Annotated in this window: 15 protein-coding genes; 10 read left to right on the top strand and 5 right to left on the bottom strand. The window is 73.0% G+C overall.

All coding sequences use genetic code 11. The annotated features are described in order from the left end of the window. Positions 1-7: 7 nt before the first annotated feature. Entirely contained in the window at positions 8-886 is an 879-nt protein-coding gene (locus tag ACIOWN_RS07960) for a hypothetical protein (protein ID WP_362347203.1), read from the top strand. 86 nt (positions 887-972) lie between these two features. Next, positions 973-5,676: a hypothetical protein gene (locus ACIOWN_RS07955; protein ID WP_401981108.1), complete on the top strand. Its 4,704-nt coding sequence runs from the start codon at positions 973-975 to the stop codon at positions 5,674-5,676. Positions 5,677-5,824: 148 nt separating this feature from the next. Here ACIOWN_RS07955 and ACIOWN_RS07950 read toward each other — a convergent pair whose 3' ends face one another. Further along, entirely contained in the window at positions 5,825-6,286 is a 462-nt protein-coding gene (locus ACIOWN_RS07950) for a hypothetical protein (RefSeq protein ID WP_362347207.1), read from the bottom strand. A gap of 421 nt (positions 6,287-6,707) precedes the next feature. Here ACIOWN_RS07950 and ACIOWN_RS07945 point away from each other — a divergent pair, with 421 nt between their 5' ends. From ACIOWN_RS07945 to ACIOWN_RS07925, 5 genes are read left to right on the top strand one after another with little or no spacing between them, the layout of a single operon-like run. Further along, entirely contained in the window at positions 6,708-9,587 is a 2,880-nt protein-coding gene (locus ACIOWN_RS07945; RefSeq protein WP_401981381.1) for a nitrate- and nitrite sensing domain-containing protein, read from the top strand. Then, positions 9,584-10,009: a roadblock/LC7 domain-containing protein gene (locus ACIOWN_RS07940; RefSeq protein WP_100567950.1), complete on the top strand. Its 426-nt coding sequence runs from the start codon at positions 9,584-9,586 to the stop codon at positions 10,007-10,009. Before ACIOWN_RS07945 ends, ACIOWN_RS07940 begins: the two co-directional genes overlap by 4 nt. Positions 10,010-10,027: 18 nt before the next feature. Next, on the top strand, positions 10,028-10,420 hold the full coding sequence (locus tag ACIOWN_RS07935) for a DUF742 domain-containing protein (RefSeq protein ID WP_100567951.1): 393 nt from the start codon (positions 10,028-10,030) through the stop codon (positions 10,418-10,420). A gap of 24 nt (positions 10,421-10,444) precedes the next feature. Further along, complete coding sequence (locus ACIOWN_RS07930; protein ID WP_362347209.1) at positions 10,445-14,101, top strand: hydantoinase B/oxoprolinase family protein; 3,657 nt, start codon at positions 10,445-10,447, stop codon at positions 14,099-14,101. Next, complete coding sequence (locus ACIOWN_RS07925; protein ID WP_362347211.1) at positions 14,082-14,687, top strand: ATP/GTP-binding protein; 606 nt, start codon at positions 14,082-14,084, stop codon at positions 14,685-14,687. Before ACIOWN_RS07930 ends, ACIOWN_RS07925 begins: the two co-directional genes overlap by 20 nt. A 66-nt stretch (positions 14,688-14,753) precedes the next feature. On the opposite strand, the gene glpK is transcribed toward ACIOWN_RS07925, so the two are convergent. Further along, complete coding sequence (gene glpK, locus ACIOWN_RS07920; protein WP_362347212.1) at positions 14,754-16,274, bottom strand: glycerol kinase GlpK; 1,521 nt, start codon at positions 16,272-16,274, stop codon at positions 14,754-14,756. 232 nt (positions 16,275-16,506) lie between these two features. On the opposite strand from glpK, the gene ACIOWN_RS07915 reads away from it, so the two are divergent. Next, positions 16,507-17,043, top strand: coding sequence for an NUDIX domain-containing protein (locus ACIOWN_RS07915; RefSeq protein WP_362347214.1), 537 nt, complete (start codon positions 16,507-16,509; stop codon positions 17,041-17,043). A 51-nt stretch (positions 17,044-17,094) separates the two neighbouring features. Here the strand turns inward: ACIOWN_RS07915 and ACIOWN_RS07910 are convergent, their stop codons facing one another. After that, entirely contained in the window at positions 17,095-19,461 is a 2,367-nt protein-coding gene (locus ACIOWN_RS07910) for a TIM-barrel domain-containing protein (RefSeq protein ID WP_362347215.1), read from the bottom strand. 215 nt (positions 19,462-19,676) lie between these two features. Between ACIOWN_RS07910 and ACIOWN_RS07905 the strand changes: the two genes are divergently transcribed. Further along, positions 19,677-21,644 carry an acetoacetate--CoA ligase gene (locus tag ACIOWN_RS07905; protein WP_362347217.1) on the top strand — a complete coding sequence of 656 codons (1,968 nt, stop codon included), beginning with the start codon at positions 19,677-19,679 and terminating at the stop codon, positions 21,642-21,644. A gap of 124 nt (positions 21,645-21,768) precedes the next feature. Continuing rightward, positions 21,769-22,656: a hypothetical protein gene (locus ACIOWN_RS07900; RefSeq protein WP_362347218.1), complete on the top strand. Its 888-nt coding sequence runs from the start codon at positions 21,769-21,771 to the stop codon at positions 22,654-22,656. Between the two features lie 70 nt (positions 22,657-22,726). On the opposite strand, the gene ptsP is transcribed toward ACIOWN_RS07900, so the two are convergent. Beyond that, positions 22,727-24,397 carry a phosphoenolpyruvate--protein phosphotransferase gene (gene ptsP / locus ACIOWN_RS07895; protein ID WP_362347220.1) on the bottom strand — a complete coding sequence of 557 codons (1,671 nt, stop codon included), beginning with the start codon at positions 24,395-24,397 and terminating at the stop codon, positions 22,727-22,729. A gap of 92 nt (positions 24,398-24,489) precedes the next feature. Beyond that, on the bottom strand, positions 24,490-24,939 hold the full coding sequence (locus tag ACIOWN_RS07890; RefSeq protein WP_362347221.1) for a PTS glucose transporter subunit IIA: 450 nt from the start codon (positions 24,937-24,939) through the stop codon (positions 24,490-24,492). Between the last annotated feature and the right edge of the window lie 461 nt (positions 24,940-25,400).

The following is a 25,400-nucleotide window of genomic DNA, read 5'->3' as shown; positions in this document are numbered from 1 at the left end:
CCCAACCGTGACCGAGCACGTCGACCGGAGTGAGCCGGAAGCCGCAGGCGCGCCCACGGCGGTCGCCGTCACACCCGCCGACGCCGCCGACGCGGCCCGGCTCGTCGCCTTCGGGCTCCAGCCCAAGCTGCAGCCCGCCCGCGACCAGGAGTACGCGGATCTGCTGCGCCGCCACCGAGAGGACCCCGCGTTCGCACGGCTCGCGGACGCCGTGGCCGCCGGACTCGGGCTGGTCGTCCTCGAGGTGTCCCCGCGCGCTGGCATGGCGGTGACCGCCGCCGAGGACTCGGTGTTCGCCGTCCGCATGAGCGACTACGCGCGCCGCACGGCCGCCGACTCCGGCGACCGCTTCCTGCACGGACTGGCCCACCTCGCGGTCGCCGCCCTGGCCTTCCCGCGCCCCGAGGACCTCGCCGACGACGGCTACATCGGGCGCGTCACCGTCAACGGCGTCGACGCCTTCGTCCGCCAGGCCTGCCGCCGCCTGGAGGAACGCGCCGAGCAGCAGGGCGAGAACACCGACCCGGCCACCGACGCGCCCGGCCTTGAGGCCGCCTGGCGGATCTGGGCCAGACGCAGCGCGACCGGCGCCACCAAGGACGCGCGCCGCCCGGCCGCCTCGACCACGGGCATCGTGGCCAAGGCCCTGGCGTTCCTGACCGACTCCGGGTTCCTCCAGCGCACCGGCGACGAGAGCGGCGGCACGTACCGCACGACGGCCCGCTACCAGCTCCAGGTGCGCGACATGGCGGGCAGCGCCGCCCTGGCGGAACTCCTGGAACTGGGCATCGTCCCGGTCACCGACGGCACCCCGAGCCTGCTTCCCGCCGAGGACACCGACGACCTGGACCTGGTGGCCGACGCGGGCCTGCCGTTCCACTCCTGAGGTCCGAGGCCCCGCAGTCTCCCGCCACCCCCGTCCGCACGAAGCCCGCCACCCCCCAACTGCAAGAAGACTGACGAGAGTCCGCCATGTACGAGCTGTCCCGGGTCCGCCTCTACTCCATCGGGCCCGCCGGTGCGCGCTACGCCGACACCGTGCTTGACCTGCGGGGCGTGGGCGCGCCGGTGCCCGACCCCGCGCCCATCCAGGCGGAGTTCTTCGAGGAGGAGCCGGTCGGCCCGCCCCGCCGGCCGGCCCCCGCCGGTGTGCTCTTCCTGGAGAACGGCGGCGGCAAGTCCGTGCTGCTCAAGCTGATCTTCTCGGTGATGCTGCCCGGCCACCGCAACACCCTCGGCGGCGCCAGTTCCGGCGTGCTGCGCAAGTTCCTGCTCGCCGACGACTGCGGGCACGTGGCGCTTGAGTGGCAGCACGTGCAGACCGGCGAGTGTGTCGTCGTCGGCAAGGCCAGCGAGTGGCGCGGGCGCCAAGTCTCCAACGACCCGCGGAAGTTCGCCGAAGCCTGGTACTCCTTCCGGCCCGGGCCCGGGCTCACCCTGGACAACCTCCCGGTCGCCGAGGCCACCTCCGTACGGCCGTCCGCCGAGGGCCAGTCGGGCGCGCGGGGCCGCCGCCGCACCATGAAGGGCTTCCGGGACGCCATCACCGAGGCGGGAAAGACGTACCCGCACCTGGAGGTCCACTTCGAGGAGATCCACGAACGCTGGACCGAGCACCTGGGCGACCTCGGCCTCGACCCCGAACTCTTCCGCTACCAGCGGGAGATGAACGCCGACGAGGGCGAGGCGGCCGGCCTGTTCGCGGTGAAGAAGGACTCCGACTTCACCGACCTGCTGCTGCGCGCGGTCACCGACACCCGCGACACCGACGGGCTCGCCGACCTGGTCAGCGGGTTCGGCAACAAGCTGGGCCGGCGCGCCGAACTGATCGCCGAACGGGACTTCACCGCCGGCTCGGTCGACCTGCTCGGCCGGATCGTGGAGGCCACCGAGGCCCGTACCCGCGCGCGTGACATCCACGCCGCGGCCGAGCGGCGCACCCGCACGCTGGCACGGCGGCTGTCCGCCCGGGCGGTGCGGGAGCGGATCCGGGCCGCCGACCTCGCCCAGCGCGTCACGGCCGCCGCCTACGCCGTCACCCACTCCGAGGGAGCCCGCGAGCGCAGCTCCCTGATCGCCGCCGAACTCGCCTACCGGCACGCCTCGCTGGCCCTGGCCGCCGCCGAGAAGTCCGCGGCCGCGCAGAAGCGGGAACTCGCCGACGCGCGCACCCTGTACTCGGCGTGGCAGGCCGCCGAGGCCGTGCTGCGCCACCGCGCCGCCGCCGACCGCGTGGCCCGTGTCTCCGCCGCGATCCAGGAGGCCGAGCGGGACGCGGCCCCGGCCCTGGCCGCGCGTGCCAAGGCCGCCACCGACCTCGTACGGGCCCTGCACGCCGCCGCCGAGAGCGCCGAGACCCTCGCCAACGAGGGGGAGGAGCGGTCCGCACAGCTCCAGGAGGTCAGCGAGTCCGCATACCGGGACCAGACCGCCGCCGCGACCGAGGCGCAGCGTGCCCGCAGCGAGGCCGGGCATCTGCGCCAGCGCCTCGCCGAGGTCGAGCAGGAGACCGCCGAGGCGGTCCGCGCGGGCTGGCTGGACGACAGCGCCCCCGACGCCGATCCGGCCCGTGCGGCCCTGGCCGCCAGCGACGCGGAGAAGACCGCCGTCGCCGCCTGGGACCAGGCCCGCGAGGCCGCCCGGAAGGCCACGGAACACGCACGGGAGGCCGCTTCGGCCGAGTCCCGCGCGGAGCTCACCGCGGCCCGCGCGGCCGACGCGGCGACGGCGGCCCAGCGCGCCCACGAGACCGAACGCCGCATCGCCGAGGCGCTGGCGGCCGAGGGGCGGCTCGCGGAGCTCCTGAGCCTGCCGGGCGCGACCGCGCGGGCAGCGGTACCGGCGCCCCGTACCGGACCGGACACCACGGGCGCCACCGCCTCGGGCGCCGAGGCGGCCCACCACACCGCCAAGGCGCCGGACGGCCCCGCGGGGCCGGGTGCCGAGGTGACGGACCCGGCCGGGTCCGAGGGCACGCTCACTCCCGAGGACCTGGACCGCTTCGCCGACGAGCTGCGCGAACTGCTCGACGACACCGTCTCCTCCGCCGAGCGGCACCTCTTCGAGCTGCGGACCGCCGCCGACGACGACTCCCGGATCCTCGGCGCGCTCGGCGACGGCGGGCTGCTGCCGCCCGGCCCGGACGTCCTGGCCACCGTGGAGTTCCTCGGCGAGCACGGCATCCCCGCGCTGTCCGGCTGGCGCTACCTCGCCCAGTCCGTCGACCCCGCCGACCACGCGCGCGTACTGGCCGCCCGGCCCGAGCTGGTCGACGGCGTGATCATCACCGACCCGGACACGCACACGCGTGCCCGCGCGGCCCTCGCGGACGCGGCGCTGCTGCCCCGCTCCACCGTGGCCGTCGGCACCGCCGCCGCGCTGCTCGCCCCCACCCCGGCCGACGGCGCGCCCGAGGGCGACGTCTTCCTCGTCCCGCCGAACCCGGCCATGCACGACGAGCTCGCGGCCGACGAGGAACGGCAGGCGCTGCGCGTACGGGCCACCGAGCGGGACGAGGAGATCCGCCGGCTCGCCGCCCGGCTCGGCAAGGACCGGGAGCTGGCGGCGCGGCTCGCCTCCTGGCGCACCGGCTGCCCCGCCGGCCGGCTGCTGGAGCTGGCGCAGTCCGCCCAGGACACGCGTGCGTTCGCCGAGGAGGCCGAGGCCGAGCTGGCCGAGGCACGGAGCCTGCGCGCGGAGGCCGACGAGGCCGCCGCCGAGGTCGCCCAGGAGCGCGACGAACGGCAGGAGGCCGCCCAGAAGGCACGGCGCGCCGCCGACGCCCTCGCCGGGCTCGCGTTCCGGCTGCGCGAGCGGGCCGGCTGGCAGGCCCGGCTGCGTGAACTCGCCGACGAGGCCGCCGAGTCCGAGGCCCGCGCCCAGGCCTGCCTGGAACGCGCCCGCGCCGCCGACGAGGACCGGCGCGCCGCTCAGCGCGCCGCCGACGACACCCGCCGCACCGCACGCGCGCTGCGCGCCGAGCGCTCCGAGATCGCCGGTGCCCCCGACGACGTCCCGGACATCGACGCGGACGCGCCGAAGGTGTCCCTGCCCGCCCTGCGCGAGGCCTATCGCACCGCCTCCCAGGTGTACGAGAAGGTCGGGGTGGGCGCGGACCTGCGGGCCGAGCAGGCCCGGGCGGAGAGCGACGAGAGCGCCGCCCGCGCCGAACTCGACCGGCTCAGCAACAAGGTCCGCACCCGCGCGGCACAACTCCTGGAGTCCTTCGAGGGCTCCGACGGGCCGTCCCGGCAGGCCGCCGCCGCCCGCGCCGAGGAGCTGGTGCAGCTCCTGGAGACCCGGATGTCCTCCGCGAGCGAACAGCTCGGCCGGCTGCGCGGCGAGGCCGAGCGGCACGCGCCCGAGGACGGCGAGGCGCACACCGGACTCCCCGAGGAACTGCTCCCGCGCGACGCCGAGCACGCACAGGCCCTGCTGCGCACCGCCACCGCCGAACTCGCCTCCCGGACCGAGGCACTGGCCCAGGCCCGCGATGCGCACGCCGGACTGCTGGAGGCCCACCGCGCCGCCGAGGACGCGGCCGGAGGCTTCGACGAGATCGCCGCCATGCTGCGCGACCTGCTGCGCGAGCAGGCGGGGGACGAGGAACAGGAGGAACCCGAGCCGTACCCGGGCAGCGCGGAGGGAGCCCGGCAGGCGGCCGCCGAGGCCCGCAGGTCACTGCGCGGCTGCGCCGCCGACCTGTCCGCCGCGGAGTCAGCCGTCCGCGAGGCCGGCGACGTCCTGGTCCGGCACGCCAACTCCACCCGTTACGAGCAGGTGCGCACCCCCGCCCGGCAGCAGATCCGCGAACTGCCCGCCTCCGCCCTGCCCGAGCACGCCCAGAAGTGGGCGGAGGCCTTCGCGCCCCGTCTCCGTGTGCTCACCGACGAGCTGGCCCAGCTGGAACGCAACCGGGACTCGATCGTGGACCGGCTGCGCGGACTGGTCGAGTCGGCGCTTGCCACGCTCAGGTCGGCCCAGCGCCTGTCCCGCCTCCCGGAAGGGCTCGGCGAGTGGTCCGGGCAGGAGTTCCTGCGCATCCGCTTCGACGAGCCCGACCAGGCCACCCTCACCGAGCGCCTCGGCGAGGTCATCGACGAGGCGACCCGCGCCGCCGTGAAGAAGAACTCCGACCTGCGGCGCGACGGCATGTCCCTGCTGCTGCGCGGAGTCGGCGCGGCGCTCCAGCCCAAGGGCGTCGCCGTGGAGATCCTCAAGCCGGACGCCGTACTGCGCGCCGAGCGGGTCCCCGTCGGGCAGATGGGCGACGTGTTCTCCGGTGGCCAGCTGCTCACCGCGGCCATCGCCCTGTACTGCACGATGGCCGCCCTCAGGTCGAACGACCGAGGCCGCGACAGGCACCGCCACGCGGGCACGCTCTTCCTGGACAACCCGATCGGCCGCGCCAACGCCACCTACCTGCTGGAGCTCCAGCGGGCCGTCTCCGACGCCCTCGGTGTGCAGCTCCTCTACACCACCGGCCTGTTCGACACGACGGCACTCGCGGAGTTCCCCCTGGTCATCCGGCTGCGCAACGACGCCGACCTCAGGGCCGGGCTGAAGTACATCAGCGTGGAGGAGCACCTCAGGCCGGGGCTGCCGCAGCAGACTGCGGCGGGGGAGGCGGTGCACAGCGAGATCACGGCGACCCGCATGTTCAAGCGCCCGGCCTGACGGCCCGGCAGGCCCGAACGGGCGGCCGGTGCGCTGGCCGGCTCGACAGGCTGCTGAACTGGCCCGGCTCGAACCTGGCTGGTGCGCTTGCCCGACTCCACCGGGTGGGGCCACTCGACCGGCCGTCGCCCGCCGACGGCCGGTCACCCTACGGATGCGACAGCCGCCCCGCGCCGCCCCGCCCGCGTATCCGCCTTTGCGCCCGCTCGGCGGCCCGCGCCTCCCGCCGTGCCTGGCGCCGCTCACGCCGCCGGGCACGCGCGGTGCTGCTCGGCACCGACACCACGCCGTCGCGCTGGTTCCACACCTGGCGGGTCACCCACACGTCGAGCGCCGCCCATGTGGCCACCACCGTACTGGCCACGCTGCTCAGGACCATCGGGAACGCCAGCCAGGACCCGGACACGCTGAACAGGAAGGCCACCACGGCCTGTATTAGCGTCACGGAGACGATCAGCACCGCCCGCACGGCGGCCGAACGCACCGGATCGGGCAGCCTGCGCCGCCGCGCGGGCTCCTCGACCCACAACGGCTTGTAGGACGGCAGCCCCGTACGCCCGCCCGTGTGCGCCGAAGGCCCATACCCCCGCGCTCGCTCCGCTGTCCCCATCACTGTGTCCCTCCCCACCACCGGCAGACCCACTCACCCCGGTGCCCGAAGATTCGGCTTCCCAGTGGCTGCCCGGCTTGCGCTGTTTTACGCGGCCCGGACGCGCAGTGCGCATCCTGTGGCCGATTCCGCCCCCATCTCGCATGGACAAGGACGAACGAGACGTCACGAAGATTCCCGGCCGACGAAAAAAATCGGTCAACCGACCGGGCCGCACGCCGCGTTCCGGCGCCCCGCCGTCCTGGTCCTTCGGACCGGCATCTCCCGCAATGCCCCGACAACTCGCCCGCGCCCGGAACCAATGCGGAAGAACAGGCTCCGGGCAGCTCTTCGAGTTGACTGCATGTCGGTAGTAGGCTCGCGCCGTTTGTTGACGCACATGTGTACCCCCGGGCCCTTGGGGGACGAGCTGGGGGAGGCCATGCGCTTTCGCGGGAAGTCAATCCGCCGGAAGATCGTGGCGCTGCTTCTCGTGCCGCTGCTCTCGCTCACGGCGATCTGGGCCTTCGCCACGCTGATCACCGGGCGGCACGTGACCCAGCTGTTCAACGCGTCCTCCGTGGTGGAGAAGGTCGCCTACCCCACCGAGGACACCGTCCGGGCCGTGCAGCAGGAACGCCGCCAGACCCTCGTCCACCTCGCCGACCCGCGCGCCTCCGACGGCCTCACCGCACTGCGCCGCAGCAGGAGCGCCACCGACGAGGCCATCGCCAAGATCCGCAGGGCTGCCGGGAATCCCGACGTCCGTGAAGCGCTCGGCCCGGACGGCGCCGGACGCCTGGGCGTCGCCCTGGACGCCCTCGACGGCATCGACTCCCTGCGCCGCAGCGTCGAGGACCGCAGCGTCGGACGCGCCCAGGCACTCGACCTCTACAACCGGCTCGTCGACCCCTGCTACGCCCTGCTCGCCAACCTCCACGTCGTCGACGACGCCGACCTGGCCAGGCAGTACCGCGCGCTGGTCGGTCTCGCCCAGGCCCGCGAACTCCTCTCCCGCGAGGACGCGCTGCTCGGCTCCTCGCTGATCGTCGGCAACCTCACCCGCGCCGAGACCCGCGGCATCTCCGACCTGGTCGCCCAGCGCTCCCTGCTGTACGACGTCGACCTGCCCCTGCTGCCCTCCTCCGAACGCGGCCGCTACGAGCGCTTCTGGCAGAACGCCTCCTCCGCACCGGTGCGGACCGCCGAACAGGCCGCCGTCTCCAGTACGTCCGGCACACCGCGGACGGTGAGCGTGCAGAGCTGGGACACCGCGGCCGGAGACGTCCTCGACGAGCTGGGCACCCTCAACGACGACGCCAACGACCGCTTCCAGGACCGTGTCCGCCCGCTCGCCCTGCGTGTCATCCTCGAGGCCGCCGTCGCGGGCGTCCTCGGCCTGATCGCCGTGCTGTTCTCCCTCGTCCTGTCCGTGCGCGTCGGCCGCAGCCTGATCCGCGACCTCGGGCAACTGCGCCTGGAGGCCCACGAGGCCTCCGGTGTCCGGCTGCCCAGCGTGATGCGCCGTCTGTCGGCCGGCGAACAGGTCGACGTCGAGACCGAGGTCCCGCGCCTGGAGTACGACAGGAACGAGATCGGCGAGGTCGGCCAGGCCCTCAACACCCTGCAGCGGGCCGCCGTCGAGGCCGCCGTCAAACAGGCCGAACTCCGCGCCGGCGTCTCCGAGGTCTTCGTCAACCTCGCCCGCCGCAGCCAGGTCCTGCTGCACAAACAGCTCACCCTCCTCGACGCGATGGAACGCCGCACCGAGGACACCGACGAGCTCGCCGACCTGTTCCGGCTGGACCACCTGACCACCCGTATGCGCCGGCACGCCGAAGGCCTGGTGATCCTCTCCGGCGCCGCCCCGTCCCGGCAGTGGCGCAAACCCGTCCAGCTGATGGACATCGTGCGCGCCGCCGTCGCCGAGGTCGAGGACTACGAACGCATCGAGGTCCGGCGGCTGCCGCGCACCGCCGTCATCGGCCCCGCCGTCGCCGACCTCACCCACCTGGTGGCCGAACTCCTGGAGAACGCCACGGTGTTCTCGCCCCCGCACACCGCGGTCCAGGTTCTCGGCGAACGTGTCCCCAACGGCTTCACCCTGGAGATCCACGACAGGGGCCTCGGCATGGCCGCCGAGGCGCTCCTCGACGCCAACCTCCGGCTCGCCGAGACACCCGAGTTCGAGCTTTCCGACACCGACCGGCTCGGTCTGTTCGTGGTCAGCCGGCTCGCCCAGCGGCAGAACGTCCGGGTCTCGCTCCAGCCCTCCCCGTACGGCGGTACCACCGCGGTCGTCCTCATCCCCGACGCGCTGCTGACGGACGACGTCCCGGACACCAACGGCATCGGCTTCCGCCTCGACCGGCCCTCCGGGAAGGCCGACCGCGAGCCGGGTCGCGGGACCGCTCTCGCCCAGGCGCCGGCGCGGCTGTCCGGACTGCCCGCCTCGGTCCTCGACGGGCCGGTGGAGCTGGAGGCGCCCGTCGACCTCGACGCCATCGAGGACTTCCCGCACGTACTCGGTGAGGAGACCGGCGAACGCGGCGGACTGTTCGGGCCGCGCCCCTCCCCGGCACGGCAGACGGCCCAGGAGGCGCCGCCCCGCAGCCTCGCCGAGCATCGGCAGGGCACGGTCCGGCGCGGCACACCGCAGGAGACCGGCGAGGAGGACAAGCCGGGGCGCCCGGTCCCGCTGCCACGGCGGCGGACGCCCAAGCTGGTCAGCTCCCACGGACGCCCCGTCACCGAGCAGAGGCGGCGCGAGACGGCCGACGCCGGGAACACGGCGGTTCCCGGCCGCCCGGAGCGCGAGGCGGACCCGCTGCCGGTCCGCCGTCGCGACGAGGCCCCGCTCGGACCGGTCGCGGCCGACGGCCGCGGGGAACGCGACAGCACCGGGGAATCCCCGGCCACGAGCCAGGGGCCGCGGCAGGCACCGGCACTTCCCCGGCGCACCGTCCGTCCCGCGCTCGCCGGCGGCGGCCCGGATCGCGAGGAGCGCGTCCCGGCGAAGGTGTCCGGCGGCCGGGACGGTGAGGGGCGCGACCCGGCCGAGGCACTTGACGGCCCGGGACCCGACGAGAGTCCGCTGCCCCGGCGCGTACGGCAGGCCAGCCTCGCCCCGCAACTGAAACAGAGCCCCGGCCGGCCCACCGAGGGCGGCCCGGACCCCGTCGAACGCGACGCCGACGAGGTACGCAGCCGGATGGCCTCGCTCCAGCGCGGCTGGCAGCGCGGCCGCGAGGAGAACGCCGCGGGGGACCAGGCCCCGCACGGCAGCACAGCACAAGGAACGACAAAGGGGGACGGTCGATGACCGCACCGAAGGCGACCGGCCACACCGCGACGGACAAGACGGAGCTGAACTGGCTCCTCGACGAACTCGTGGACAGGGTCGCCAGCATCCGCAAGGCCCTCGTCCTGTCCCGGGACGGACTGGCCACCGGCGTGTCCAAGGACCTGACCCGGGAGGACAGCGAGCACCTGGCCGCCGTGGCCTCCGGCTTCCACAGCCTCGCCAAGGGCGTGGGCCGGCACTTCGACGCGGGCGGCGTGCGGCAGACGGTCGTCGAGCTCGACGACGCCTTCCTGTTCGTGACCGCGGCCGGCGACGGCAGCTGCCTCGCCGTCCTGTCGGACGCCGACTCCGACGTCGGCCAGGTGGCCTACGAGATGACCCTGCTGGTCAAGCGAGTCGGGGCGCATCTGGGTGCCGCTCCGCGCACCGATGTGCCCTGAGGCGGGTAGTGGGATGACATGAGCGGAGACGGTCAGGCACGCAGCCACTGGTTCGACGACGACGCCGGACCGGTGGTCCGGCCGTACGCCATGACGCGGGGCCGCACCAGCCATGCGGCCCAGCACCGCCTCGACCTGATCGCGGTGGTCGTCACGGAGTCCCATGTGGACGACCCGGAGGCGGACGTCACGCTGTCGCCGGAGCACGTGGACATCGTCGAGCTGTGCCGCTCCCCGCAGTCGGTCGCCGAACTCGCCGCGGAGCTCGATCTGCCCCTCGGCGTGGTCCGCGTGCTCGTCGGCGACCTCGTGGACGAGGAGTACGTCCACGTGACACGTCCGGTGCCGCCCGCTGAACTGCCCGACGAGAGCATCCTGCGGGACGTGATCAACGGCCTGCGGGCGCTGTGAGCCACGAGGAAGCGGAGTGCTGACATGACGGGCTGGCAGTTCTGGGTCGACCGGGGCGGCACCTTCACGGACATCGTCGCGCGGCGCCCGGACGGACGTCTGGTCACGCACAAGCTGCTGTCCGACAACCCCGCCCGGTACGCCGACGCGGCCGTCGCGGGCATCCGCGAACTCCTGGACGGCTCCGACGGCTCCGACGGCCCCGCCCGTTCCATCGAGGCGGTCCGCATGGGCACCACCGTGGCCACCAACGCCCTGCTGGAGCGCACGGGCGAGCGGACCCTCCTCGTCGTCACCCGCGGCTTCCGTGACGCCCTGCGCATCGCCTACCAGAACCGCCCGCACATCTTCGCCCGCCGCATCGAGCTGCCCGAGCTGCTGTACGAGCGGGTCGTCGAGGTCGACGAGCGCATCGCGGCCGACGGCACCGTCCTGCGCGCCCCCGGTCTGGACGCCCTGGACGGGCCCCTCCGGCAGGCCTACGACGACGGGATCCGCGCCGTCGCCGTGGCCTGCCTGCACAGCCATCTGCACCCCGCGCACGAGAGGGCCGTCGGCGAGCTGGCCGCCCGGATCGGCTTCCCGCAGATCTCGCTGTCCAGCGAGGTCAGCCCCCTGATGAAGCTCGTCCCGCGCGGCGACACCGCCGTCGTCGACGCCTACCTGTCGCCCGGCCTGCGCCGCTACGTCCAGCACGTCTCCGCCGAACTGGACGGCGTACGGCTGATGTTCATGCAGTCCAACGGCGGGCTCGCCGAGGCCGGACAGTTCCGCGGCAAGGACGCCGTCCTGTCCGGGCCCGCGGGCGGCATCGTCGGCATGGCCCGCATGTCCCGGCTCGCCGGCTTCGACCGGGTCATCGGCTTCGACATGGGCGGCACCTCCACCGACGTCTCCCACTACGCGGGCGCGTACGAACGCGTCCTCACCACGCAGATCGCCGGCGTCCGGCTGCGCGCCCCCATGCTCGACATCCACACCGTGGCCGCCGGCGGCGGCTCGGTCCTCCACTTCGACGGCTCCCGCTACCGGGTCGGCCCGGACTCGGCGGGCGCCGACCCGGGACCCGCCTGCTACCGGGGCGGCGGCCCGCTCACCGTCACCGACGCCAACGTCATGCTCGGCCGCATCCAGCCCGCCCACTTCCCCGAGATGTTCGGCCCCGGCGGCGACCAGCCCCTCGACGACGCACTCGTCCGCGAGCGCTTCACCGCCCTCGCCCGCGAGATCCGTGCACGGACCGGCGACGACCGCACCCCCGAGCAGGTCGCCGAGGGATACCTCCAGATCGCCGTCGCCAACATCGCCAACGCCGTCAAACGGATCTCCGTGCAGAAGGGCCACGACGTCACCCGCTACGCCCTCACCACCTTCGGTGGCGCGGGCGGGCAGCACGCGTGCATGGTCGCCGACTCGCTCGGCATCCGCACCGTGCTCGTCCCGCCCATGGCGGGCGTCCTGTCCGCGCTCGGCATCGGCCTCGCCGACACCACGGCCATGCGCGAGCAGTCCGTCGAGGCACCCCTGGAGCCCGCCGCCATGTTGGGCGTGCTCAAGACCGCCGACGATCTGGAGGGCGCCGCCCGCGCCGAACTGCGCGCCGAGGACGTTCCCGAGGAACGCATCCGCGTCACCCGCCGCGCCCAGCTCCGCTACGACGGCACGGACACCACCCTCACCGTCGAACTGACCGAGCCCGCCGCCATGCGGCACGCCTTCGAAGAACGTCATCGCGCCACGTACTCCTTCACGCTCGACCGCCCGATCGTCGTCGAAGCCCTCTCCGTGGAAGCCACCGGCATCACCGAACCCCCCGATCTGTCCGCCCTCGCCCCGGACGAGCACGCACGCGCCGGCCGCTCCACCGCCACGGAGACCGTCCGCCTCCACACCGGCGGCGCCTGGCGCGACGTACCCCTCCACCGCCGGGAGGACCTGGCTCCCCGCGACCCCGTCACCGGCCCAGCGATCGTCACCGAGGCCAGTGCGACGACCGTCGTCGACGACGGCTGGCGGGCCGTGGCCAAGGACGACGGGCATCTGCTCCTGGAACGCGTGGTGGTCACGCAGAGTTCCGATCTCGGCACGGAAGCGGACCCGGTGCTCCTGGAGGTGTTCAACAACCTCTTCATGTCCATCGCCGAACAGATGGGCGCCCGGCTGGAGTCCACCGCCCAGTCCGTCAACATCAAGGAGCGCCTCGACTTCTCCTGCGCCCTGTTCGACCCGGACGGAAACCTGGTGGCCAACGCCCCGCACATCCCCGTGCACCTGGGCTCGATGGGCACCAGCGTCAAGGAGGTCATCCGGCGCCGCGGCCCCCGGATGCGGCCGGGCGACACCTACGCGGTCAACGACCCGTACCACGGTGGCACGCACCTGCCGGACGTCACCGTCATCACCCCGGTGTTCGACACGGCCGGCACACAGGGTGACCGCATCCTCTTCTACGTCGCCTCGCGCGGCCACCACGCCGAGATCGGCGGGATCGCACCGGGCTCCATGCCGGCCGGCAGCCGCACCATCGAGGAGGAGGGCGTCCTCTTCGACAACTGGCTGCTCGCCGAGAACGGGCGCCTGCGCGAGGACGAGACCCGCCGCCTGCTGACCGGCGCGCGACACCCCTCCCGCAATCCGGAGACCAACCTCGCCGACCTGCGCGCCCAGATCGCCGCCAACCAGAAGGGCGTCGACGAGGTCGCCCGCATGATCGACGACTTCGGCCTCGACGTCGTCCAGGCCTATATGCGACACGTCCAGGACAACGCGGAGGAGGCCGTCCGCCGCGTCATCGACGCCCTGGACGACGGCGAGTACGCCTACGAGACCGACTCGGGCGCCGTCATCCGGGTACAGGTGCGCGTGGACCGCGAGCAGCGAGCGGCGACGATCGACTTCACCGGCACCTCCGCGCAGCTCACGACCAACTTCAACGCCCCGTTCTCCGTGGTCAACGCGGTCGTCCTGTACGTCTTCCGCACGCTCGTCGCCGACGACATCCCGCTCAACGACGGATGCCTGCGCCCTCTGAGGATCGTCGTGCCGCCCGGCTCCATGCTCTCCCCGCGGCCCCCCGCCGCCGTCGTCGCGGGCAACGTCGAGACCTCACAGGCGATCACCGGCGCCCTCTACGCGGCGCTCGGCGTCCAGGCGGAGGGCTCCGGCACAATGAACAACATCACCTTCGGCAACGAGCGCCACCAGTACTACGAGACCGTCGCCTCCGGATCGGGCGCGGGCGACGGATTCCCCGGCGCCAGTGTGGTCCAGACACATATGACCAACTCCCGGCTCACCGACCCCGAAGTCCTCGAATGGCGGCTGCCCGTACGGCTGGAGGAGTTCGCCGTCCGGCGCGGCAGCGGCGGCGCCGGACAGTGGCAGGGCGGGGACGGCGCGGTGCGCCGCATCCGCTTCCTGGAGGCCATGACCGTCTCCACGCTCTGCCAGCACCGCAGGGTGCGCCCCTACGGCATGGCGGGCGGCGAGCCCGGCGCACTCGGCGCCAACCGGGTGGAGCGCGTGGACGGCTCGGTCGCCGAACTCGGCGGAAGGGACTCCGCGGACGTCGCCCCCGGCGACGTACTCGTCGTCGAAACCCCCGGTGGCGGAGGATACGGCCCGCCGCCGTCAGACCCACATCGAGCAGGAGAAGCAAGCGATGATCCTCGGCCGTTCTGAGCGCGGCAAGCCCCCGGTCGAGCCCGTCACGCTCAAGATCCTGGTGGCCGGCGGCTTCGGCGTGGGCAAGACCACCCTTGTCGGCGCGGTCAGCGAGATCAGGCCGCTGCGCACCGAGGAACTGCTGACCGAGGCCGGGCGTCCGGTCGACGACCTCAGCGGTGTGGAGGGCAAGCACACCACCACGGTGGCGATGGACTTCGGCCGGATCACGCTGCGCGAGGACCTCGTGCTGTACCTCTTCGGCACGCCCGGGCAGGAGCGGTTCTGGTTCATGTGGGACGAGCTGTCCGAGGGCGCGCTCGGCGCCGTCGTGCTGGCCGACACCCGCCGCCTCGAGGAGTGCTTCGCCGCCGTGGACTACTTCGAGCGGCGCTCCATCCCCTTCCTCGTCGCCGTCAACTGCTTCGAGGGCGCCGCCCGCTATGCCGTGGGCACCGTCCGCCAGGCCCTCGACCTCGACGACCACGTGCCGCTGCTGCTGTGCGACGCCCGTGAACGCGAGTCGGTGAAGGAGGTCCTCATCGAGGTCGTCAAGCACGCGATGGCCCAGGCCGCGGAACGCCGCCGGGCCACCGCCGTCTGACGCCACGCGCCCGGCCGCACCCCGGCCGGGCGGGGCACGGGCCGCCTACGAGGACCGTGAGGACTTCTAGTTGTCTCCGTCCTCCAGCCAGCCGAAGCTCTTCTCCACGGCCTTGCGCCAGTTGCGGTACTCGCGGTCACGGACCGAGGCGTCCATGGACGGGGTCCACTCGGCGTCCTTCTGCCAGTGCGACTTGAGCTCATCGAGGTCGTCCCACACGCCCGTGGCCAGCCCGGCCGCGTACGCGGCGCCCAGACAGGTGGTCTCGGAGATCCTGGGCCGGATCACCGGCACGTCCAGCACGTCCGCCTGGTGCTGCATGAGCAGGTTGTTCTTGGTCATGCCGCCGTCGACCTTCAGGGTCGTCAGCCGGACCCCGGAGTCCTGGTACATGGCGTCCACGACCTCGCGCGTCTGCCAGCTGGTCGCCTCCAGCACCGCCCGCGCCAGGTGCGCCTTGGTGACGTACCGGGTCAGGCCGGTGATCACCCCGCGCGCGTCGGAGCGCCAGTACGGCGCGAACAGGCCGGAGAAGGCGGGCACGATGTACGCGCCGCCGTTGTCCTCAGCCTTCGCCGCCAGCGGCTCGATCTCGTCCGCGGTGCGGATGATGCCGAGCTGGTCGCGGAACCACTGCACCAGCGCGCCCGTGATGGCGATGGCGCCCTCCAGGCAGTACACCGGGGCCTCGTCGCCGATCTTGTAGCCCATGGTGGTGAGCAGGCCGCTCTTGGAAGGCACGGGCCGGTTGCCCGTGTTCAGCAGCAGGAAGCTGCCGGTGCCGTACGTGTTCTTGGCGTCGCCCACGTCGTAGCAGGCCTGCCCGAACACGGCCGCCTGCTGGTCGCCGAGGGCGGATGCCACGGGCACACCGGCGAGCTGGCCGACGGCGGTCCCGTACACCTCCGAGGACGATCTGATCTCGGGCAGCATCGCCTCGGGGATGTTCATGGCGGACAGGATCGACGGGTCCCACCGGAGGGTCTGCAGGTTCATCAGCATGGTGCGGCCGGCGTTGGTCACGTCGGTGACGTGCCGGCCGCCGTCGACGCCGCCGGTGAGGTTCCAGATGAGCCAGGTGTCGATCGTGCCGAAGGCGATCTCACCGCGCTCGGCGCGGTCGCGCAGGCCGGGCACGTTGTCCAGCAGCCAGGCCGCCTTGGGTCCTGAGAAGTAGCTGGCGAGCGGCAGGCCGGTCTGCTCGCGGAAACGATCCTGCCCTTCGGAGCCGCCCAGCTCGTTGCAGAGCGCCGCGGTCCGCGTGTCCTGCCAGACGATCGCGTTGTGCACGGGCTTGCCGGTTGCCCGGTCCCACAGAACGGTCGTCTCGCGCTGGTTGGTGATGCCGAGCGCGCTGAGCTGGTCGGCCCGCAGCCCCGCCTTGGCGACCGCGCCCGCGACCACCGCCTGCACCTTCGACCAGATCTCGGTGGCGTCGTGCTCCACCCAGCCGGGCTTGGGGAAGATCTGGCGGTGCTCGCGCTGGTCGACGGCGACGATGGCACCACTGTGGTCGAAGATGATGCAGCGGCTCGAGGTGGTGCCCTGGTCGATGGCGGCCACGAACTTCTCGGCGTTGTCCGGCATGGCTACCCCTTGTGAGGTGGAGAAGCGGCCGAGGGCCGGGACCGTTCATCCCCTGCACCCTCACTGGTAACAGTTTGTCCCACATCGGCGGAATCAGCCCGGGATGGGCGGCCAAGGGCGCCCACGTCCGGGGAAGTGTTCTCCCGCGCGCGGGGAGCGTCAAGGACGTCGGCGGCAACGGTGACAACCGCCGACGGAAGACGTGCGCCCACTGATCGGATACAGTCCGCGCGTGTCCGACATCCCGCACGCGACCGCCAACTCCCTACCGCACTCCCACTGTTCGGGCTGCGGAGCGCCGTACGGCGAGGGCGTCGGCGGCTGGCCCCGCACCTGCCCGGCCTGCGGCACCGTGGCCTACCGCAACCCGCTGCCGGTCGCGGTGGCCCTCCAGCCCGTGTACGACCCCCGGGGCACCGCCCTGGTCGTCATCACCCGCGCCATCGCCCCCGCACGCGGGGGAACGGCCCTGCCGGGCGGCTACATCGACGACCACGAGGACTGGCGCCACGCCGTCGTCCGCGAGCTCCGGGAGGAGACCGGGATCGAGGCGGCCGCACGCGATGTACGGCTCGCCGACGCGATGAGCTCGCCCGACGGGCATCTGCTGCTCTTCGGACTGCTGCCGGAGCGCCCCGTCGAGGACCTCCCGCCGTTCACCGCCACCGAGGAGACGGAGGACCGGCACCTGCTGCGCACGCCCGCCGAACTCGCCTTCCCCCTGCACACACGGGCCGTCCGTGCCTGGTTCGACGGCCGCTACGTCTGAGCCGGCCGCACACCCGGAAACAGCCACTGCCCGGGCTCGGGGCGTCCTGACTCAGGACGCCCCGAGCCCCCGTATGCGCAGCGGACGGAGCGGCTCACCGGCACCGTCCTCCCGCTCGCGCTCGACGACGACCCGACCGCCCTGCCGGCGGGTCGCATAGCGTTCGATCTCCGGCTCCTCCCAGCCGTCGCCCGCGTCCGGCACCACGAGGCCGCCCCCGGTACGCCCCGGCGCGGGCGCCCACACCTCCAGTTGCAGACCGCCGTCCTCACCCCGCACGGGAATCACGGCTCCCGCTCGCGCGAACACCGGGATCCGCGCGAGCGGAGCGTCGACCAGCACCTGCCCCGGCCCTTCGTACGCCCGTTCCGTCGCCGTGTCGTACCAGCGGCCCCGCGGCAGCCGCACCGCCCGCCGGTCCGTACCCGGGCCGAGCACAGGGGCGACCAGAAGGCCGTCGCCGAGCAGGAAGGCGTCCTCGCAGTCCCGCAGCGCCCGGTCCTCCGGCGCGCCCCACCACAGCGGCCGCACACAGGGCGCCCCGGTGCGCCGCGCCAGATGCGCGAGGGTCACGAAGTACGGCAGCAGACGCCGGCGTTCGACGAGCGCCACGCGCGCGTGCTCCAGGACCTCCGGCCCGGACTCCCACGGCTCCCCGCGCCCCGCTCGCGGGCTCGCGTGCGTGCGGAACAGCGGCAGGTAGGACCCCAGTTGGAGCCCGCGCAAATACAGCTCGGGCGAGGGTCCGCCCTCGGGCCCGCCCACGTCCGGGCCGGAGTACGGCACTCCGCACAGACCGAGCCCCAGGACCAGTGACAGCGACGCCCGCAGCCCCGGCCAGCCGGTGGCCACGTCTCCCGGCCAGGCGCCGCCGTAGCGCTGCATCCCGGCCCACCCGGAGCGCGAGAAGAGGAACGGCCGCTCATCGGGCACCAGGCCGAGCAGCCCCTCGTACGCCGCCTCGGCCATGCACAGCGCGTACACGTTGTGCGCCTGGCGATGGTCGCCGCCCCGCCCCTCCAGGGCGTGCCGGGCCGACCGGGGCAGGGTCGTCTCGCCGAAGGCCGCGAAGGAGGTCGGCTCGTTCATGTCGTGCCGGAAACCGGCGAAGCCCCGATCCAGCCGCTCCCGGTAAAGGCCGCCCCACCACTGCCGCACGCGCGCGTGTGTGAAGTCCGGGAAGACCGCCTCCCCGGACCGGCCGACACCCCGCACCATCCGGCCCGACGCGTCCCGCACAAAGGCGTCCGCGGTCGTACCGCCCTCGTACACGGCGTTCCCAGGCGCGGCCTTCACGGCCGGTTCGACGACGGACACCAGCCGGATCCCGTCCCGCCGCAGCTCCTCGGCCAGAACCGGCAGCTTGGGGAAGCGGTCCTCGTCGACGGTGAACACCTGGTGCCCGTCGTAGTGCTCGACGTCCAGGTGCAGGGCGTCCAGCGGCAGTCCGTGCTCGTGGTGGCCCGCGACGATCCGCCGCACCTCCTGTTCACCGCCGAAGTCCCATCGCGTGTGATGGTGACCCAGGGCCCACCCGGGCGGCAGCGCGGCCGCACCGGTGAGGGAGGACCAGACGTGCGCCACGCGCGCGGGGGTGCCGACGACCACCCAGCAGCGCAGCGGGCCCCCGTCCATCCTGAGCTCGCTCGCCCCGGCCCTGTCGTGGCCCGAGCCGGCCCCCTCCGCACCCTCCCGCAGGGTGAGGGAGCCGTTCCAGGAGTTGTCGTGGAACACCAGGTGCGTGCCCGCGTCGGCCACGACAAGCTGGACCGGCATGGTGATGTGGAGCGGGTCGGCACCGGGACCGCGCGCGTGGCCGGGATCGGTGTTCCACAGGCGGTAGGTGCCGTCGCGCAGCCGCGGACCGCACGTCCGGCCGCCCAGCCCGAAGAACCGTGCGTCGGCCGCCACCTCCGAGCGCTGAGACCACCGTGCCGGGCCCCCGCCGGCCGGTTCCCACCAGCGGGGCGGCAGATCACGGCGCAGCGGCACGCCCCCGGGGGTGCGGACCTCGATCGCGCCGTGCCGCGAGACGCCGACGGTGACCCGCTCGGCCACGACCCGCCAGCCCCCGTCCTTGTCCGGCTCCAGCACCGCGCGCGGATCCGGCTCGGGGCACCGGCCGGCGAGCGCGTACGACGGTTCGGGGCCGGCGCCGTCCCAGCCCCAGAAGACGGCCCCGTTCCCGGCGACGGAGACACGGAGCTCCGAGCGGGCGAAGCGGACGACCCCGCCCCCGGGCCCGGGCTCCACGTCGAGCACCGCGCCGGGTACGCGCGCGCGTTCGGCCCCACGCGGCGGCAGGCCACCGGCGTCGGCACGCCGCCGGCGCCACGCGGCCCGCACCGTGCGCAGCCCGTGGGCCACCCCCGCCGAACCGACCGCCTTCACCGAACGCACCAGGTCACGACCGTCCATGCTGCTCACCCTGCCATTCACGGCCGTGCGCGCGCGTGGCGTTCAACTGCCGTTCATTCGTGCCGCGACCACATCTTCACGACGCGGACTATGTGCGGTGCACCCTGGTGCAGAAGTCGATCACATGGCATCGTCCGTGTCAGCCGCGTCACGCGCACACCCCCAGCACGTGCGCGGACCGACGCACACGACGCGCACAGTCCGGGAGCCGCCCCATGTCGACCGCGAACCCCCAGCCGCTCTGGCGGCCCGATCCGCAGCGGATCGCCCAGGCACAGATCACGAAGTTCCAGGCCTGGGCGGCCGAGCATCACGGCGCTCCGGCCCTGGGCGGCTACCCGGCCCTGCACCGCTGGTCCGTCGACGAGCTGGAAGCCTTCTGGAAAGCCGTCACGGAGTGGTTCGACGTACGGTTCACCAGCCCCTACGCGCGCGTGCTGGGCGACCGGTCGATGCCCGGCGCCGAGTGGTTCCCCGGCGCCACCCTGAACTACGCGGAGCATGCCCTGCGCGCGGCCGCCACACGCGCGGACGAGCCCGCCCTCCTCCACGTCGACGAGACGCACGAACCGCGCCCGGTGACCTGGTCCGAGCTGCGCCGCCAGGTGGGCTCCCTGGCCACCGAGCTGCGCGCCCTCGGCGTACGCCCGGGGGACAGGATCAGCGGCTACCTGCCGAACATCCCCGAGGCCGTCGTCGCCCTCCTCGCCACGGCCGCCGTCGGCGCCGTCTGGACGTCCTGCGCCCCGGACTTCGGCGCCCGCAGCGTCCTCGACCGCTTCCAGCAGGTGGAACCCGTCGTCCTGTTCACCGTCGACGGCTACCGCTACGGCGGCAAGGAGCACGACCGCAGCGACGTCGTCGCCGAACTGCGCCGCGAACTGCCCACCCTGCGCGCGGTCGTCCACATCCCGCTCCTCGGCACCGAAGCCCCCGAGGGCGCCCTGGAGTGGTCCGGCCTGACCTCCGCCGACGTCGCGCCCGTCTTCGAACCGGTGCCCTTCGACCACCCCCTGTGGGTGCTGTACTCCTCGGGCACCACCGGCCTGCCCAAGGCGATCGTGCAGTCCCAGGGCGGCATCCTCGTCGAGCACCTCAAGCAGCTCGGCCTGCACTGCGACCTCGGCCCCGGCGACCGCTTCTTCTGGTACACGTCGACCGGCTGGATGATGTGGAACTTCCTCGTCTCCGGACTGCTGACCGGCACGACGATCATCCTGTACGACGGCAGCCCCGGGTATCCCGACACCGGCGCCCAGTGGCGTATCGCCGAACGCACCGGAGCCACCCTGTTCGGCACCTCCGCCGCCTACGTCATGGCCTGCCGCAAGGCGGGAGTGCATCCCTCGCGCGACTTCGACCTGTCGACGGTGCGCTGCGTCGCCACGACCGGATCACCGCTGCCGCCCGACGGATTCCGCTGGCTGCACGACGAGGTCCGCGAAGATTTGTGGATCGCCTCCGTCAGCGGCGGCACCGACGTGTGCTCCTGCTTCGCCGGAGCCGTACCGACCCTCCCGGTCCACATCGGCGAGCTCCAGGCCCCGTGCCTGGGCACCGACCTGCAGTCCTGGGACCCGAACGGCACACCGCTGATCGACGAGGTCGGCGAGCTCGTGGTCACCAACCCCATGCCGTCCATGCCGATCCACTTCTGGAACGACCCCGACGGCAGCCGCTACCACGACAGCTACTTCGCCATGTATCCCGGCGTGTGGCGGCACGGCGACTGGATCACGATCACCTCCCGCGGCTCGGTGATCATCCACGGCCGCTCCGACTCCACGCTCAACCGCCAGGGAGTGCGGATGGGCTCCGCCGACATCTACGAAGCCGTCGAACGCCTCCCCGAGATCAAGGAATCCCTCGTCATCGGCGTCGAACAGCCCGACGGCGGCTACTGGATGCCCCTCTTCGTGCAACTGACCCCCGGCGCCGCCCTCGACGACGCGCTGCTCGGCCGCATCAAGGAGACCATCCGCGAACAGCTCTCCCCACGTCACGTCCCCGACGAGGTCATCGAGGTGCCGGGCATCCCGCACACCCTCACCGGCAAGCGCATCGAGGTCCCGGTCAAGCGCCTCCTCCAGGGCACGCCGCTGGACAAGGCGGTCAACCCCGGCTCGGTCGACGACCTCGACCTGCTGCGCTTCTACGAGGAACTGGCCCGCAAGCGCGCCTGAGCGCCCCGGTCCCCCCACCCACGGCGGGGGGACCGCAAGCCCCGTGAACACCTGCCCGGCCCCGTTGTCAGTGGTGCCGATTACGGTGAGTGAGCACAGATCGACTGCGCTCACAGGGGGAAACATGGCGCACACCGACCACCTGACCATGCGGCGCGTCCTGCGCCGGGAGATCGCCGGCACCATCGGCCTGCTCACCGACGAACAGGACTTCCGCGTCATGCGGCGCTACCGCAGCTTCACCTTCGACGACCACACCACCTACCTCGAACAGGTCGAGAAACTCCTCCGCCTCGTGGCCGCGCAGGGCGGCCACACCACCGTGGCCCTCTTCGACCCGGAGGAGTACGCCGAATACTGCGCGGCCACCGGCCTCGACCCCGACATCCCGTCCAGCCGCGCCCGCTTCACCGCCGAGCTCGCCGGCACGGGGCCCGCCCTTCCCTACGACGGACGGCCCCTGGCCGAACTCGTCCCCGACCTCGTCGACGAGGCCGTCCGCCAGGCCACCTGGGAGTACGCCTCCACCCTCCTGGCCCGGCTCGGCCCCTGCGCCTCCTGCGGCGAGAACATCGGCCGCGCCGCCTTCGCCCGAGCGGCGGACCTCGTCGTCCGCGTCCTCGACACGGCCCCGCCCGGCAACCGGCACCTGGTGTGCAGCGTCACCGGCACACCCGAAACCCTCCTCGCCGTCCTCCACGCCGACGACGAAGGCGACGCCACCCAGCTCGACGAGGCCGAAGCCCTGGAGTTCACCACGGTCCTCGCCCTCGGCATCGCGACCGACGGCCCCGGCGGACTGGTCATGCGCACCACCGCCCCCGGCACCGCCGACCGCGTCTACGGCTGGCGTCTGCGCGCCGGCGGCCTCGAACCCCTCACCGCCGGCGAGGTCTTCGACGCCTACTGCACCGACATCGAGTCCGGCGACCTCATCTCCCCGGAATCCGGCGTCGACTACGGCGCGCCGCCCGACCTCGGAGAAGAAGGACCGGCCCCGCGGCACGGCTGAACACCCGAGGGGCGCCCCACCGCACAGGTGGAGCGCCCCTCACGAACCAGCCGGCTGACGGCCGGCCCGGTCACTCGCCGGACAGCACCGCCTGCGCCGCGCTGCGCGCCTCGTCCGCGCTGTCCGCGGCACGCGCCGCGGCCGCCGCACGCTCGCACTGCGCCAGCGTGAACTTCGCCAGCGTCGCCCGTACATAGGGAAGCGAGGCCGCGCCCATGGAAAGGGAGGTGACCCCCAGACCGGTCAGCACACACGCGAGCAGCGGGTCGGACGCGGCCTCACCGCAGACACCGCAGCTCTTGCCCTCGGCCCGCGCAGCCTCGGCGGCGATCGCGACCAGGTCGAGCAGCGCGGGCTGCCAGGGGTCCTGGAGGCGCGACACCGCACCCACCTGACGGTCGGCGGCGAAGGTGTACTGCGCGAGGTCGTTGGTCCCCAGCGAAAGGAACTCCACTTCCTGGAGCACCGAGCGCGCCCGCAGCGCGGCCGACGGGATCTCGACCATCGCACCGAACTTCGCCCGCAGCCCCGCGGCGCGGCACGCGTCCGCGAACGCCCTCGCGTCCGTCCGGTCCGCGACCATCGGGGCCATCACCTCGAGGTAGACCGGCAGGCCCTCGGCGGCCTTGGCGAGCGCAGAAAGCTGGGTGCGCAGCACCTCGGGGTGTTCGAGCAGCGTCCGCAGCCCCCGCACACCGAGAGCCGGGTTCGGCTCGTCGGCCGGCGTCAGGAAGTCCAGCGGCTTGTCCGCGCCCGCGTCCAGCACACGCACCACGACCCGGCCCTCGGGGAAGGCCTCCAGCACCTGCCGGTAGGTCGCGACCTGCTTCTCCTCGGACGGTGCGTTCTTGTTGTCGTCCAGGAACAGGAACTCGGTCCGGAACAGACCAACACCCTCGGCACCGGCTTCGAGCGCCGCGGGCACGTCCGCCGGGCCGCCGATGTTCGCGAGCAGCGGCACCTTGTGGCCGTCCGACGTGGCGCCGGGACCGGTCGCGGACGCCAGCGCGGCCCTGCGCTCGGCGGCCGCGGCCTCCAGCTGAGCCTTCTTCTCCTCACCGGGGTTCACGAAGATCTCACCGGTGCTGCCGTCGACGGCGATCACCGTGCCCTCGGCCAGTTCGACGGCGCCGGGCAGTGCGACGACGGCCGGCACACCGAGCGCCCGCGCCAGGATCGCGCTGTGACTCGTCGGCCCGCCCTCCTCGGTGACGAAGCCCAGGACCAGCGTCGGGTCCAGCAGCGCCGTGTCCGCCGGTGCCAGGTCACGGGCGACCAGCACGTACGGCTCGTCGCTGTCCGGCACGCCCGGCATCGGCACCCCGAGCAGACGGGCGACGATACGATTCCGCACGTCGTCGAGGTCGGCCACCCGGCCCGCGAAGTACTCACCGGCGGCGGCGAGCAGGTCCCGGTAGGCGGCGAACGCGTCGTACACGGCGCGTTCGGCGGTGCTGCCGACGGCGATACGCCGCTCCACATCCGCGATCAGCTCGGGGTCCTGCGCCATCAGGGCCTGTGCCTCGAGCACCGCCTGCGCCTCGCCCCCGGCCAGATTGCCGCGTGCCATCAGATCGGCCGCCACGGCCTCCACCGCCTGACGGGCGCGCCCCTGTTCGCGCTCCGCCTCCTCCGCGGGGATCTGCTTGGCCGGCGGCTCCAGCACCGCCGTTCCCATGTGCCGAACCTCGCCGATCGCCACACCGTGGCTCACACCGACGCCTCGCAGCGTTGTCTCCATCTCACCTGTCTCCGGTAGTGCGGCGGGTCCCACCGCCGCGGTGGTTGATGTACGCCGCCCCTCGGGAGCCCGTCCCTGGGGAGGCAGTGGCCTCACTTCCAGGTGAAGAGGCTGTCGCCGGGTTTCACCTCTCCGCTGTCGCGAAGATCGGAGAGGCTGTCGGCGGTGGCCTCCAGGGCCACGACCGGGGACACGGGGGACTTGCCGGCGGCTTCGACTGCGGCGGGGTTCCAGCGCACCACCGCCTGGCCGCGTACGACCGTGTCGCCCTTCTTCACCAGCAGCTCGAAGCCCTCGCCGTTGAGTTGCACGGTGTCGATGCCGAGGTGGGTGAGGACTCCGCGCCCCTGCTCGTCGACGACGACGAAGGCGTGCGGGTGCAGCGAGACGATGACTCCGTCCACGGGGGCCACGGCGTCGGCGGGCTCACGTACCGGGTCGAGTGCCGTGCCGGGGCCGACCATGGCTCCGGAGAAGACCGGGTCCGGCACGGCCGCAAGTCCGATGGCGCGTCCTGCGACGGGGGACGTCACGGTGGTCATGGGAAGCCTCCCAGGGGTGGATGTGCGCCGTCACTGATCGCCGGAGCCGGCGCGGTGTGGCGGCAAGCTATGTCACGGTAAGTACCGGTTACGGGCGAGAGCTTACACAGCTCACGTTGGTGGTCTAGACCACCAATCGAAGCGGTTTGCACCCACTCCGCGGGTCCATGTACAGTCGTTCCCCTGCTCGGGACTGAGTGACGTCACCAGGCGTCCTTGCCGGGCAGCATCCATACTCGTCAGATCCTATCTCGGGGTCATCTTCTGCATGCCCGCAGGACGGTGGTCAGAGAGACAGGAAAAGCCTGATAGAGTTTGGATCACCGAAGGGAAGCGCCCGGAGGAAAGCCCGAGAGGGTGAGTACGAAGGAAGCGTCCGTTCCTTGAGAACTCAACAGCGTGCCAAAAATCAACGCCAGATATGTTGATACCCCGTCTCCAACATCCGTTGGGACGAGGTT

It is taken from the genome of Streptomyces sp. NPDC087787 (assembly GCF_044743035.1).
Classification (GTDB): domain Bacteria; phylum Actinomycetota; class Actinomycetes; order Streptomycetales; family Streptomycetaceae; genus Streptomyces.
Note: the sequence above shows the minus strand (reverse complement) of the source record. Positions and strands in the feature narration are given on the sequence as shown.

Bases quoted from the DNA above. Each gene is read 5' to 3' on its own strand.
- ACIOWN_RS07955 (WP_401981108.1), top strand. From the start codon at position 973: ATGTACGAGCTGTCCCGGGTCCGCCTCTACTCCATCGGGCCCGCCGGT.
- ACIOWN_RS07950 (WP_362347207.1), bottom strand. From the start codon at position 6,286: ATGGGGACAGCGGAGCGAGCGCGGGGGTATGGGCCTTCGGCGCACACG.
- ACIOWN_RS07945 (WP_401981381.1), top strand. From the start codon at position 6,708: ATGCGCTTTCGCGGGAAGTCAATCCGCCGGAAGATCGTGGCGCTGCTT.
- ACIOWN_RS07940 (WP_100567950.1), top strand. From the start codon at position 9,584: ATGACCGCACCGAAGGCGACCGGCCACACCGCGACGGACAAGACGGAG.
- ACIOWN_RS07935 (WP_100567951.1), top strand. From the start codon at position 10,028: ATGAGCGGAGACGGTCAGGCACGCAGCCACTGGTTCGACGACGACGCC.
- ACIOWN_RS07930 (WP_362347209.1), top strand. From the start codon at position 10,445: ATGACGGGCTGGCAGTTCTGGGTCGACCGGGGCGGCACCTTCACGGAC.
- ACIOWN_RS07925 (WP_362347211.1), top strand. From the start codon at position 14,082: ATGATCCTCGGCCGTTCTGAGCGCGGCAAGCCCCCGGTCGAGCCCGTC.
- glpK (WP_362347212.1), bottom strand. From the start codon at position 16,274: ATGCCGGACAACGCCGAGAAGTTCGTGGCCGCCATCGACCAGGGCACC.
- ACIOWN_RS07910 (WP_362347215.1), bottom strand. From the start codon at position 19,461: ATGGACGGTCGTGACCTGGTGCGTTCGGTGAAGGCGGTCGGTTCGGCG.
- ACIOWN_RS07905 (WP_362347217.1), top strand. From the start codon at position 19,677: ATGTCGACCGCGAACCCCCAGCCGCTCTGGCGGCCCGATCCGCAGCGG.
- ACIOWN_RS07900 (WP_362347218.1), top strand. From the start codon at position 21,769: ATGGCGCACACCGACCACCTGACCATGCGGCGCGTCCTGCGCCGGGAG.
- ptsP (WP_362347220.1), bottom strand. From the start codon at position 24,397: ATGGAGACAACGCTGCGAGGCGTCGGTGTGAGCCACGGTGTGGCGATC.
- ACIOWN_RS07890 (WP_362347221.1), bottom strand. From the start codon at position 24,939: ATGACCACCGTGACGTCCCCCGTCGCAGGACGCGCCATCGGACTTGCG.